This is a genomic window from Streptomyces endophytica (genome assembly GCF_026153355.1).
GTDB lineage: Bacteria > Actinomycetota > Actinomycetes > Streptomycetales > Streptomycetaceae > Streptomyces > Streptomyces endophytica.
This window is the reverse complement of record NZ_CP110636.1, coordinates 795303-809276: the sequence shown is the minus strand read 5'-3', so window position 1 is coordinate 809276 and position 13974 is coordinate 795303. Positions and strand designations below refer to the sequence as shown.

Below are 13974 nucleotides of genomic sequence, written 5' to 3'. Positions count from 1 at the left end.
GGGTCAGATCTCGCCCTTGCGCGTCAGATACGTGAAGGCCAGCCAGCCCGGCAGGACCGGCAGCCAGAAGACCATCAGCCGGAACAGCAGCACCGCCGGGAACGCGGTGTCGCCGGGCAGGCCCGCGATGGTCAGCGCGGTGATCAGCGCACCTTCGACGGCGCCCACACCGCCCGGTGTCGGAGCGGCCGAACCCAGCGCGTTGCCGGCGAGGAAGGCGACCGCGATGCTCGCGTAACTGATCTTGTCGCCGCCGCCGAACGCCCGGATCGAGGCGTCCAGGCACATCACGTTCGCCGCCGTCAGCAGCAGCATCCCGCCGATGCCGGTGACCAGCTTCCGCGGCCGCTGCAGGATGTCCAGCATCCGCGGCACCACACCGGCGAACAGCGACCGCACCCGCGTCGAGACGAACTTCCGCAGCACCGGCACGGCCGTGACGACCAGCACCAGCACGGCCACGGTCAGCAGCCCGGCGATGACCGTACGGGACGGCGAGATGTCCTGGGTCTGCTCGGTGCCGGTCAGATAGCCGAAGGCCAGCAGCAGCAAGATGTGGCTGCCCAGCCCGAACAGCTGCGAGGCGCCGACGCTCGCCACCGCCAGCCCGGGCCGGACCCCGGCACGCTGCAGGAAGCGGGTGTTGAGCGCCACCCCGCCGATCGCGGCGGGCGCCACCAGCTTCACGAAGTTGCCGGCGATCTGCGCGATCATGGTCCGGACGAACGACACCTTCTCCGTGACGAAACCCAGAAGGCTCATCGCCGCCGCGATGTACGTCGTCGCCGAGAAGAACATCGCCACCAGCACCCACACCCACTGGGCCTCGCTGACGACGTCGCCGAGGTTGAAGTTGGTGAGCTGGGACAGCAGCAGGTACACCGCGAAGGCACCGGCGATCCAGCTGATGAGGATCCGCGGGCTGAGCCGCTCCAGCTTCGCCGGCTCGATCACCGCGGTGGGCCGGATCAGCAGCACCTGCCGGCGGATCTGGGCCAGCAGGTCCTCCTCGCGGGCCTCCTCGCTCGCCTCGTCCAGGGCCCGCTTCTCGGCGTTCTTCTCCGCGTGCCGCTCGGCCCGCAGCGTCCTGCGGTCCTTCGGGGCCGCCTCCCGGGCCTCCCGCGCCTCCTTGGCGGCCTGCGATGCCGCCAGCACCGCCTCCCGCTCCCGCTTGGCACGCTCGCGGGCCAGCTGGCGCAGCGTGGCCCGGGTGGTACGGCTCAGCGCGATCGGCTGGAGCAGCGGCAGGCTGTCCGCGACCGCGTCCGGGCCGAGCACCTCGACGGCCGCCGCCACCGCCCGTTCCGCGCCGACCCGCAGACCCAGCGTGACCAGCAGCTGGGCGATGTCCATCCGCAGTACGAGGTCACCGGCCGCGATCTCCCCGCCGCGCAGCTCGGTCAGCACGATGTTGCCGGAACGATCCACCAGCAGCGCGTCGCCGACCAGCCGCCGGTGCGCGATCCGCCGCGACTGCAGCGCCTCGACCTGCCGCCAGGCGCTGTGCATCAGCGCGTCGGTGATCTCCTCGTCGGCCAGCGAGTCGAAGGTGCGGCCCCCGATGTGCTCGTAGACCAGCATCACCGCGTCCGGGCCGAGCTCGGAGGTGGCGATCAGCTTGGGGGCGTGGGCGCCGGCCGCGATCGCCGCGTACGCCAGCAGCGCCTCCTGCTCCAGGGCCTGGCGCAGCGACTGCAGGCTGCGGCGCTGGTTGATGCCGCGCAGCGACAGCCGGCGCCAGACCCGGTAGAAGAAGCCCTGCGCCTGCTGCTCGCGGTCGACCACGGTGACGTCGATCGGCGGGCCGTCCTCCAGGGTGACGAGGTAGCGGCGGCCGCGGTCGGCGTGCTCGGGGTTGGCGGTGTCCTCCGCGCGCAGCGCGCTGACCGGGCGGAAGCCGACCCGGCGCAGCCCGGCGAGGAGGTTCTGCCCGGTGGGCGGACGTTGGGGGAGCCGACGGCGTAGAGGGTGCCGAACGCCACGGTCCAGCCGATCAGCACCGTCGTGATGATCGCGAACGGTGTGGTGTAGCGGCCGACCAGCACCGCGAACGCGTCGAGCAGCAGCACGCCCCACATCGCGACCCGCCAGCGCGGCCGCCGGGACATGCCCACCGCCGTCATGTAGGCGATCACCGGCGCCAGATAGCTGTGCACCGGCGCGGAGAGCGAGCCGTTCGCCAGCGGCTGGGTCAGCGCCACCCTGATGGAGGCCGGGGCGGACTCGGCCACCCACAGGTCGGTGGCGAGCGACACCCCGTGCGCCAGGACGGCGGCGAGCACACCGTCCGCGATCCGCAGCCCGTCCCGCTTGACCAGCCGCTCGACGGCGAACGCCACCGGCACGATCAGCACCGCGACGCTGGCGGTCAGCCCGGCCAGATTGATCAGCAGCGGGGGAGTGGCCCGCGCACCGGTGCCGATGTCCCGGGCCAGGCCCGCGGTGGTGCCGTGCGCGAACGTGGCCAGACCGAGGACCAGGGCGATGCCGGCCATGCCGAGCAGCAGCCGCAGCAGGTCGGAGGGCCGGTGCACCCGGGCGGGCAGCAGCGGCTCGTCGCCCGAGACCCGGTCGACGTGGAACTCGCCGCACTCGTCGGCGGCCGCCCCGTCGCGGTGCGAACCCGTCCGGGACATGCCGCGGGCCGCGACCGGGCCCGGCTCGGCGCCCTTGCCGTGCTCCACGTGCGCGTCGTCCTCGGCCTGCTGGTGTTGCCGGTCGCTCCTCGGCTCCTCCTCATGTCCCTTGGGTGGTGCGGGCTCCTTGGGCCCTTCCGGCCTCTGGGACGCCCCCGGTCGTTCGGCCTTCTTGATCGTGCTCGCCTTTTCGGTAGCGGAAGCCGTGGCCGGCCTCCGTTGGTGCTTCCCCTCGACGGGCAGCGCTTCAGGGGCGCCCGCCTCCCGTGGAGGCGCCGCGCCCTGCTGCTCGGCCGTCTCTTCTTGATCTCGTATCACCAGTCACCGTCCGGAAGATGGTGGCACGGCCGACCGGTGGAGGGGGGCATCAGGGTGCATTTCGGGGTGACGGGAAGCGGAACCTCTGCCACCGTGCCGGGTCCGGTGGCGGCCGCCGCCGGTGTTCCGAAGGGTGGTGGACCGTGCGTCCGCTCCCATTGTCGGTGCCGTGCGGCAGGATGGACCGAATGAGTGGTACCGGAGACACGGCGCCCGGCGCCGACGCCGGGGAGCTGCCCGCCTATGCCGAGCGGGTGCTCTCCGTCGCCGAGCTGATCCCGGCCGGCCGGGTCATGACGTACGGCGATGTCGCGGAGTATCTGGACGAGGGAGGGCCCGGCAGGTCGGCAGGGTGATGGCGGTCTACGGCGGCGCGGTGCCCTGGTGGCGGGTGGTGCGCGCCGACGGGCGGCTGCTGCCCGGCAGCGAACTGCGCGCCCTGGCCCACTACCGCGACGAGGGCACCCCGCTGCGGGCCGCGTCGCAGGGGAGCGACGACCACATACCCAAGATCGATATGCGGCGCGCCCGTTGGGACGGCCGGCAGGACGAGCGGGACGCCCCATGGGACGACTGAGCCGCCCGGCGCCCGCACCGGCCGCCTCCCGGCCCGGCGGCCCACGGACCGGTCCGCGGCCCGGGCACCGACTGGCGTAGCGTCGGGCACTGCCCTCCCGGCGCCGGACGCCACCACGGCCCCGCCGCCCGGCCCCCGGCCACCCCGGCACCCCGCACGGCGGCGCGCCCCGCACCGCATCCGCACCACGACCAGCACCCTCCTCAGGACCGGCGATCCACGTGAGCTCCTCCTTCTCGGCCGTCCCGCCGACGCAGCCCCGCCGGGCGACGCGGCGGGACGCCTCCGGCGCGTACCGACTGGTCCGCACGCCGCCGGAACGGGTGGACCCTCCCACCTTGGACGCAGCCCAGCGCGCCGTGGTTGACCACCGCGACGGCCCGCTGCTGGTCCTCGCCGGGCCCGGCACCGGCAAGACCACCACCCTCGTCGAAGCCGTCGCCCGCCGGGTCCGGGACGGCGGCGACCCCGAGCGGATCCTCGTCCTCACCTTCAGCCGCAAGGCCGCCGTCGACCTCCGCGACCGCCTCGCACTCCGCCTGCGCACCCTGGACAAGCCGCGCCGCCGCCCCGGGAAACACGGCGACGGGCCGGGGACCCCGCCCGCACCCGCCGGCATCCCGCAGGCCACCACCTTCCACTCCTTCTGCTACGCCCTGGTCCGCGCCCACCAGGACGCCGACCTCTTCGCCGACCCGCTGCGGCTGCTCTCCGGCCCCGAACAGGACCTCGTCGTCCGCGAACTCCTCCAGGGCCAGGCCGACCTCGCCGGCGCGGGCCGGGCCGCGATCAGCTGGCCCGACGACCTCCGCGCCTGCCTGACCACCCGCGGCTTCGCCGACGAGGTCCGCGCCGTGCTCGCCCGCAGCCGCGAACTGGGCCTCGGCCCGGACGCCCTCGGCGCCTTCGCCCGCCGCACCGGCCGCCCCGACTGGCACGCCGCCGCCGGCTTCCTCGCCGAATACCTCGACGTCCTCGACGGCCAGGGCGTCCTCGACTACGCCGAACTCGTCCACCGCGCCGTGCTCCTGGCCGAACGCCCCGATGTCGCCGCCGAACTGGCCACCGCCTACGACGCCGTCTACGTCGACGAGTACCAGGACACCGACGCCGCCCAGGTACGGCTGCTGCGCGCGCTCGCCGGCAACCACACGGCGGCCGCCGCCCCCGGCACCCCCGGCCGCACCCTCGTCGCCCTCGGAGACCCCGACCAGTCGATCTACGCCTTCCGCGGCTCGGACGTCAACGGCATCCTCGACTTCCCCGAAACCTTCCGCCGCGGCGACGGCACCCCGCCCCCGTCGCCGTCCTCGGCACCTCCCGCCGCTCCGGCGCCACCCTGCTCACCGCCACCCGGCAGCTCACCCACCGGATGCCGCTCACCCGACTCCCGGCCGCCAAGGTCCGCGCCCACCGCGAACCCACGCCCCTACGGGACGGCGGCCGCGTCGAGGCGTACACCTACCCCACACCCGGCGCCGAACTGGACAACGTCGCCGACATCCTGCGCCGCGCCCACCTGGAGGACGGCGTGCCCTGGCGCGACATGGCCGTCCTCGTCCGCGCCGGCGGCCGCTCCATCCCCGCCGTCCGCCGCGCCCTCACCTCCGCCGGCGTCCCCCTCGACATCGACGGCGACGAACTCCCGCTGCGCCACGAACCCGCCGTCGCCCCCTGCTCAGCGCCCTCCGCGCCGCGGCCCACGCCGCCCTCGGCCAGGAACCGGACACCCCCGACGCCACCACACCGGGCTGGCTCGACGCCGACACCGCCCTCGACCTGCTCGCCTCCCCCCTCGGCGGCATGGACGCCGCCGACCTGCGCCGCCTCGGCCGCGCCCTGCGCGAGGAGGAACGCGCCGCCGGCACACCCCTGCCGCCCCCCTCCGACGCACTGATCGCCCGGGCCCTCGCCCACCCCCAGCGCCTGGTCGCCCACGACCCCGGCTACGCCCGCGGCGCCCAACGGCTCGGCCTGCTGCTGCGCAAGGCCCGCGAACTCCTCGCCGGCGGCGGCACCGCCGAACAGGCCCTGTGGGAACTGTGGGACGGCACCCCCTGGCCGCAGCGCCTGGAACGCGCCGCCCGCCGCGGCGGCGCCGCCGGCCGCAACGCCGACCGCGACCTCGACGCCGTCGTCGCCCTCTTCGAGACCGCCGCCCGCGCCGAGGAACGCACCGGCGGCCGCGGCGCCCTCAACTTCCTGGAGGAACTCGACGCCCAGGACATCGCCGCCGACACCCTCACCCGCCGCACCGTCCGCCCCGACGCCGTCCGGCTGATGACCGCCCACCGCGCCAAGGGCCTGGAATGGCGGCTGGTCGTCGTCGCCGGCGTCCAGGAAGGACTCTGGCCCGACCTGCGCCGCCGCGGCTCCCTCCTCGAAGCCGACCGGATCGGCCGCGACGGCCTCGCCGAACCCCTCACCCCCGGCGCCCTGCTCGCCGAGGAACGCCGGCTGTTCTACGTGGCCGCGACCCGCGCCCGCGACCGCCTCGTCGTCACCGCCGTCAAGGCCGCCGCCGACGACGGCGACCAGCCCTCCCGGTTCCTCACCGAACTGGGCGTCACCCCCCAGGACGTCACCGGCCGCCCCCGCCGCCCCCTCTCCGTCGCCGCACTGGTCGCCGAACTCCGCGCCACCACCGTCGATCCCGCGGCGAGCCCCGCCCTGCGCGACGCCGCCGCCCAGCGGCTCGCCCGGCTCGCCGCGCTGCACGACGACGACCACCGCCCCCTGGTGCCCGCCGCCCACCCCGACACCTGGTGGGGCATGAACGACCCCACCCACAGCCGGGTCCCGCTGCGCGACCGCGACCTGCCCGTCGTCCTCTCCGGCAGCGCCCTCGACCAGCTCGCCAACACCTGCGCCCTCCAGTGGTTCCTCGGCCGCGAGGTCAAGGCGGACAGCCCCGCCACCGCCGCCCAGGGCTTCGGCAACGTCGTCCACGTCCTCGCCGACGAAGTCGCCTCCGGACGCACCCCCGCCGACCTCACCGTCCTCATGGAACGCCTGGACTCCGTATGGGACGCGCTCGCCTTCGACGCCCCTGGAAGTCCCGCCAGGAGAAGGACCACGCCCGCGCCGCCCTCGAACGCTTCCTGCGCTGGCACGTCATGGAACGCGACGCCCTCGGCCGCGACCCCGTCGCCACCGAGCACCCCTTCGACGTCACCCTCCGGGCCGGCACCTACGAGGTCCGCATCCGCGGCAGCATGGACCACATCGCCACGGACGAACAGGGCAGGGCCTACGTCGTCGACTTCAAGACCGGCAAGCAGAAACCGACCGGCCCCGAGGTCGCCCGCCACCCCCAGCTCGCCGTCTACCAGCTCGCGGTCCGCGAAGGCGCGGTCGACGACGTCTTCGACGGCCGCACCCCCGAACCCGGCGGCGCCGAACTGGTCCACCTGCGCATCGGCGCCCCCCAGAAGGAGGGCGGCGACGCCCTCCCCGCCGTACAGGCCCAGCCGCCGCCGGACGGCGACTGGGTCGGCGACCTCCTCGCCACCGCCGCCGGCCGCGTCCTGGAGGAACGCTTCACGCCGGCCACGGGCACGCACTGCACGCATTGCGCGTTCCGCGCGTCGTGCAGTGCGCAGCCGGAGGGGCGCCACGTTGTGGAGTGACCCCACGTACCTGTCTGCGGCGCCGCGGGTGTTCTCGCCGTTGCGCGCTTTGCGGCGCCCCGCACGTACCTGTCTGTCCCGCCGCGGTTGTTGTTCGCCGTTGCGCCTGCGGCGGGCTGGGTGGTTGTCGGGTGCGGTGACGGGCCTCCGGGGCCGGTTGTGTGGACTGCTGACGCTTTACGTCCACACAACCGGCCCCTCCGGCCCGTCCCCTCCCGTGAGGGGAAAGTTTTGGCCGGTGGGGGTGCACGTAATGCCCACGTGCCCGCAGGCAACAGATCAGGCCCGCCCCCAACCAGCTGAGAAACTCCCCACCACGGGAGGGGCTGGACCGGAGGACGAAGTCTGGAGGGCCGGCACCGCACCCGACAAAACAACGCCCGCCGCCAGGCGCAACGGCGAGCAAGCCCCGCGGCGGGAGAGACGGGTACGTGCGGGGCGCCGCAAAGCGCAACGGCGAACAAGCCCCCCGGCGGGACAGCCAGGTACGTGGGAGGCCCGCCAAGCGCAGCGGATTGTCAGTGGGGACCGTTACCGTCTTTCACGTGGCATCGCGTATCACCGACCCCGAGCAGCTCAAGGAGCTGCTCGGGATTCCGTTCACCCCGGAGCAGACGGCGTGCATCATCGCGCCGCCCGCGCCGCAGGTCATCGTGGCCGGGGCCGGGTCCGGTAAGACCACGGTGATGGCCGCGCGGGTGGTGTGGCTGGTCGGCACGGGGCAGGTCGCCCCCGAGCAGGTGCTCGGGCTGACCTTCACCAACAAGGCCGCCGGCGAGCTCGCCGAGCGGGTCCGCACCGCCCTCGTCCGGGCCGGGGTGACCGACCCGGAGCCCGGGCCCGGGAGCGCCGAGGCCGATCCCGGCGAGCCGCGCATCTCGACGTACCACGCCTTCGCCGGCCAGCTCCTCAAGGACCACGGCCTGCGCATCGGCCTCGAACCCAGCGCCCGGCTGCTCGCCGACGCCACCCGCTTCCAGCTCGCCGCCCGCACCCTGCGCACCGCCCCCGGCCCCTACCCGGCGCTCACCACCTCCCTGCCCTCCCTCGTGGAGGACCTCCTCGCCCTGGACGCCGAGCTCGCCGAGCACCTCGTCGACCCGGCCGAGCTCCGCGCGTACGACACCGGACTGCTCGCCGCCCTCGACGGCGTCAAGCTCACCAACGCCGACCTGCGCAAGGTCCCCGACACCGCCCGCGCCCGGCTGGAGCTCCTCGACCTCGTCACCGCCCACCGCGCCGAGAAGAGCCGCCGCGACCTGCTCGACTTCGGTGATCAGATCGCCCGGTCGGCGACCCTCGCCACCACCCGCCCCGAGGTCGGCCGGATCCTGCGCGACGAATTCCGGGTCGTCCTGCTCGACGAGTACCAGGACACCTCCGTCGCCCAGCGACTGCTGCTCTCCGGACTCTTCGGCGCCGCGAACGGCACCCCCACCGGGCACGCCGTCACCGCCGTCGGCGACCCCTGCCAGGCCATCTACGGCTGGCGCGGCGCCTCCGTCGCCAACCTCGACGACTTCCCCGCCCACTTCCCCTTCGCGGACGGCACCCCCGCCCACCGCTACGCCCTCAGCGAGAACCGCCGCAGCGGCGGCCGCCTCCTCGACCTCGCCAACGGCCTCGCCGCCCCGCTCCGCCGCATGCACGAAGGCGTCGAAGCGCTCCGCCCCGCCCCCGGCGCCGAACGCGACGGCACGGTCCGCTGCGCCCTGCTGCCCACCCACACCGAAGAACTCCGCTGGCTCGCCGACTCCCTCGCCCACCTCGTCCGCACCGGCACCCCGCCCGGCGAGATCGCCGTCCTGTGCCGCACCGCCGGCGACTTCGCCCACATCCAGGGCGAACTCGTCGCCCGCGACATCCCCGTCGAGGTCGTCGGCCTCTCCGGACTGCTGCACCTCCCCGAGATCGCCGACCTCGTCGCCGTCTGCGACGTCCTCCAGGACCCGACCGCCAACGCCTCCCTCGTCCGCCTCCTGACCGGCCCCCGCTGGCGGATCGGCCCCCGCGACCTCGCCCTCCTCGGGCGGCGCGCCCGCACCCTCGTCCACCACGGCGGCCCGTCCGACGACCCCGCACAACGCCTCGCCGAGGCCGTCGAAGGCACCGACCCCGCCGAGACCCTCTCCCTCGCCGACGCCCTCGACACCTTCCTGGAGGCCGACGGCACCGACGACGGCCTGCCGTTCTCCCCCGAGGCCCGGGTGCGCTTCGCCCACCTCGCAGCCGAGCTCCGCGACCTCCGGCGCTCCCTGGGCGACCCCCTCATGGACGTCCTCCACCGGGTGCTCGCCACCACCGGCCTCGAAGTCGAACTCTCCGCGTCCCCGCACGCCCTCGCCGCCCGCCGCCGCGAAACCCTCGGCACCTTCCTCGACATCGCCGCCGGATTCGCTGCCAAACAGGGCGGCGAATCCCTCGACGGCGACGCCACCCTCCTCGCCTTCCTCGGCTTCCTGCGCACCGCCGTCCAGTACGAGAAGGGCCTCGACAGCTCCCTCCCCGGCGGCGACAACACCGTCAAGGTGCTCACCGCCCACAAGTCCAAGGGCCTCGAATGGGACGTCGTCGCCGTCCCCGGCCTCGTCGCCAAGCAGTTCCCCAGCGAACAGTCCCGCGAGTCCTGGACCAGCCGCGCCAAGGTCCTGCCGCACGCCCTCCGCGGCGACGCCGCCACCCTCCCCGACGTCGAGGAATGGACCGCCCGCGGCCTCAAGGACTTCAAGGAGGCGATGAAGCACCACCAGCAGACCGAGGAACTCCGCCTCGGCTACGTCACCTTCACCCGCCCCCGCTCCCTGCTGCTCGGCTCCGGCCACTGGTGGGGCCCCCATCAGAAGCGGCCGCGCGGCCCGTCCGCCTTCCTGGAGGCACTGCGCGAACACTGCGAGGCCGGCCACGGCGAGATCGAGCACTGGGCCGACCCGCCCGAGGAGGACGCCGAGAACCCCACCCTCGCCGAGGCCGCCGCCGAACAGGCCTGGCCGCTGCCGCTCGACCCCGCCGCCCTGACCCGCCGCCGCACCGCGGCGGCCGCGGTGCGCACCCACCTCGCCCGCCATCGGACCGCCCAGCCGCCCGCCGCCGTCGCCCCCTCCGTCCCCGCACCGTCCCCGGCGTACGACCCGGAGTGGCCGCCGGCCCCACCGGAGGAGGAGTGGGAGGACGACCCGTACGGCATGCCGGAGGACGACCCGTACGGGTTGCCGGAGGACGACGAGGCGTACGGCGTGCCCGAGGCCGACCCGTTCGAGGAACCGGACCCGTTCGCGACCGCCGAGGCGGACCCGTTCGACGACATGACGGGTATGGAGGACGTTCCGGGCGTCGAGGACGGCCCCGGTGCGGCCGCCCCGCCCCCGCGGCCCCGTATCGGCGCCCAGCGCACCACCGAACCGGACCTCACCACTCCGGACCCCGCCCACCAGGCCGAGGACGAAGGGGACAACGAGGCCACCGGCCCGCACGCACTGCTCCCCGAGGAGCGCCGCATCCTCGGCTCCTGGGACCGCGACCTGGAGGCGCTCGCCGACGAGCTGCGCCGCTCCCGCGCCACCGTCCGCGAGGTCCCGCTGCCCGCCGCACTCAGCGCCACCCAGCTGCTCCGCCTCGCCGCCGACCCGGACGGCTTCGCCCGCGAGCTGGCCCGCCCCATGCCGCGCCCGCCCCAGCCCGGCGCCCGCCGCGGCACCCGCTTCCACGCCTGGGTCGAGTCCCGCTTCGAAGAGCTCGCCCTGCCGCTGCTCGGCCCCGACGAGCTGCCGGGCGCCGACGAGCCCGACGCCGACCGGATCACCGACGAACACGACCTGGAAGCCCTCAAGGAGGCGTTCGCCCGCACCCCCTACGCCCACCGCACCCCCACCGCGTCGAGGCGCCCTTCCAGCTGATCCTCGCCGGACGGGTGATCCGCGGCCGGATCGACGCCGTCTACAAGGAGCGTGGCCCCGACGGCGACCGCTACGAGATCATCGACTGGAAGACCGGCCGCACCCAGACCGCCGACCCCCTCCAGCTCGCCGTCTACCGCCTCGCCTGGGCCGAACGGCACGGCCTGCCCCCGTCCGCCGTCCGCGCCGCCTTCCTCTACGTCCGCACCGGCGAGATCGTCCGGCCCGCCCGCCTCCCCGGCCGCGCCGGACTCGAACGCATCCTGCGGGGCGAGACCGACGACCGGCGTCCCCCGGAAGGCCGATAGGCTCGGTCGTATGAGCACAACCCCGGACAGCGCCGTCCGCGCGTACCTCGACAGCCACCGCGACGCCTTCCTCGACGACCTCGCCGAGTGGCTGCGCATCCCCTCCGTGTCCGCCGACCCGGACCGCGCCCCCGACGTACGCCGCAGCGCCGAATGGCTCGCCGCCAAGCTCACCGGCACCGGCTTCCCCACCGCCGAGATCTGGGAGACCGAGGGCGACGGCCTGCCCGCCGTCTTCGCCGAATGGCCCTCCGGCGACCCGTCCGCCCCCACCGTGCTCGTCTACGGCCACCACGACGTGCAGCCCGCCGCCCGCGAGGACGGCTGGCACACCGACCCCTTCGCGCCGCAGATCGTCGACGGCAAGCTCTACGCCCGCGGCGCCGCCGACGACAAGGGCCAGGTGTTCTTCCACACCCTCGGCGTCCGCGCCCACCTCGCCGCCGCCGGCCGCACCGCGCCCGCCGTCAACCTCAAGCTGCTCATCGAGGGCGAGGAGGAGTCCGGCTCCCCGAACTTCCCCGCCCTGATCGAGAAGCACGCCGACCGCCTCGCCTGCGACGCCGTGATCGTCTCCGACACCGGCATGTGGTCCAGGGACACCCCCACCGTCTGCACCGGCATGCGCGGACTGACGGACTGCCAGATCGACCTGTACGGCCCCGACCAGGACATCCACTCCGGCTCCTTCGGCGGCGCGGTGCCCAACCCCGCCACCGAGGCCGCCCGGCTGGCCGCCGCCCTCCACGACGCCGACCGCCGGGTCGCCGTCCCCGGCTTCTACGACGGCGTGATCGAACTCACCGACCGCGAACGGGAACTCTTCGCCGAGCTGCCCTTCGACGAGGAGGAATGGCTGCGCACCGCGCACTCCCACGCCACCCTCGGCGAGGCCGGCACCACCACCCTGGAACGCCTCTGGGCCCGTCCCACCGCCGAGGTCAACGGCATCGGCGGCGGCTACCAGGGCCCCGGCGGCAAAACCATCGTGCCGTCCACCGCCCAGCTGAAGCTCTCGTTCCGGCTGGTCGCCGGCCAGGACCCGGCCGCCGTCCAGCAGGCCGTACGCGACTGGGTCGCAGCCCAGCTCCCGCCCGGCATCCGGCACGAGATCACGTTCTGGGGCGCCACCCGGCCCTGCCTCACCCCGCTCGACCACCCCGCGCTCCAGTCCGTCGTCCGTGCCATGGGACGCGCCTTCGGCCAGAAGATCCGCTTCACCCGCGAGGGCGGCTCCGGCCCGGCCGCCGACCTCCAGGACGTCCTCGGCGCCCCGGTCCTCTTCCTCGGCATCTCCGTCCCCTCCGACGGCTGGCACGCGCCGAACGAAAAGGTCGAACTCGACCTGCTGATGAAGGGCGTCGAAACCGCCGCCCACCTGTGGGGCGACCTGGCGGAGACCTGGCAGCGGACCTGACCGCCCCGCGCCCCGCCGCACCGTTCCGCGCCCGTACGCAGCAATCACCCACGCCACAGGGGGAGTTGGAAACAGCAGTGACCACCTGGACCGAGCACACCGCCGACCGGCCGATCACGTTCAGCGCGCCGAGCGGCATCGACCGCTCCGCCCACCACCGCCTCGACGAGGCATGGCTGGCGGCGGCCTGGAGCCACCCGACGACGCGCGTCTTCGTGGTGTCCGGCGGCCAGGCACTGATCGACGACACCCCCGACGGCCGCACCGAACTGATCATGACGCCGTCCTTCGAGGCGCCGCTGACCGAGGCGCACCGCTACTACCTCGGCACCGACGACGAGGGCGTCAGCTACTTCGCCCTCCAGAAGGACAGCCTCCCCGGCCGCATCGACCAGTCCGCGCGCCCGGCCGGCCTGCGCGAGGCGGGCCTCCTGCTGTCCCCCCGCGACGCCGGCCTGCTCGTCCACGCCGTCGCCCTGGAGAACTGGCAGCGGCTGCACCGCTTCTGCTCCCGCTGCGGCGAACGCACCGTGATCGCCGCCGCCGGCCACATCCGCCGCTGCCCCGCCTGCGGCGCCGAGCACTACCCCCGTACCGACCCGGCCGTGATCATGCTCGTCACCGACGAGGAGGACCGCGCCCTGCTCGGCCGCCAGGTCCACTGGCCCGAGGGCCGCTTCTCCACCCTCGCCGGCTTCGTCGAGCCGGGGGAGTCCATCGAGCAGTCGGTGGCCCGTGAGGTCTACGAGGAGGCCGGCGTCGTCGTCGGGGACGTGGAGTACGTGGCCAGCCAGCCCTGGCCCTTCCCCTCCAGCCTGATGCTGGGCTTCATGGCCCGCGCCACCTCCTCCGAGATCCAGGTGGACGGCGAGGAGATCGAAGAGGCCCGCTGGTTCTCCCGCGAGGACCTCCGCGCCGCCTTCGAATCCGGCGAGGTCCTGCCGCCCTACGGCATCTCCATCGCCGCCCGCCTGATCGAGCTCTGGTACGGCAAGCCGCTGCCGAAGCCGTGACGGGGTGCGGCGGGCGAGGCCGCACGCGCGCAGGATGATGCAGGCGCGCAGGTAGCCGCGTGGGCGCGGGATGACGCAGGGGCGCAGAAAGCCGCAGGGGCATGGCAAAGGGCCGTCGTCCGGTTCCATCGATTGCTCGACGGAACCGGACGACGGCCCTTGACGGTGGTGCACGTACACCTC

Annotated in this window: 5 protein-coding genes and 2 pseudogenes; 6 read left to right on the top strand and 1 reads right to left on the bottom strand. The window is 74.5% G+C overall.

What is annotated here, in order from left to right:
* Window positions 1–3 precede the first annotated feature (3 nt).
* Window positions 4–1785: a lysylphosphatidylglycerol synthase transmembrane domain-containing protein gene (locus OJ254_RS31385; protein WP_423835817.1), complete on the bottom strand. Its 1782-nt coding sequence runs from the start codon at window positions 1783–1785 to the stop codon at window positions 4–6.
* 1357 nt (window positions 1786–3142) lie between these two features.
* Between OJ254_RS31385 and OJ254_RS03580 the strand changes: the two are divergent.
* From OJ254_RS03580 to nudC, 6 genes and pseudogenes are all read left to right on the top strand, one after another.
* Window positions 3143–3531 (top strand): annotated as a pseudogene (locus OJ254_RS03580) (MGMT family protein).
* Between the two features lie 359 nt (window positions 3532–3890).
* Window positions 3891–7160 (top strand): annotated as a pseudogene (locus tag OJ254_RS03575) (ATP-dependent helicase).
* Window positions 7161–7705: 545 nt separating this feature from the next.
* Window positions 7706–11053 carry an ATP-dependent helicase gene (locus tag OJ254_RS03570; RefSeq protein WP_423835816.1) on the top strand — a complete coding sequence of 1116 codons (3348 nt, stop codon included), beginning with the start codon at window positions 7706–7708 and terminating at the stop codon, window positions 11051–11053.
* Between the two features lie 14 nt (window positions 11054–11067).
* The gene (locus tag OJ254_RS31380) at window positions 11068–11361 is read left to right on the top strand and encodes a PD-(D/E)XK nuclease family protein (protein ID WP_423835815.1); all 294 of its coding nucleotides are present in this window, start codon (window positions 11068–11070) and stop codon (window positions 11359–11361) included.
* A 10-nt stretch (window positions 11362–11371) separates the two neighbouring features.
* Window positions 11372–12778: a dipeptidase gene (locus OJ254_RS03565; RefSeq protein WP_265361229.1), complete on the top strand. Its 1407-nt coding sequence runs from the start codon at window positions 11372–11374 to the stop codon at window positions 12776–12778.
* Between the two features lie 77 nt (window positions 12779–12855).
* Window positions 12856–13791 (top strand): NAD(+) diphosphatase, encoded by a 936-nt coding sequence (nudC, locus tag OJ254_RS03560; protein ID WP_261955810.1) that lies wholly within the window; start codon window positions 12856–12858, stop codon window positions 13789–13791.
* The last annotated feature ends 183 nt before the right edge of the window (window positions 13792–13974 follow it).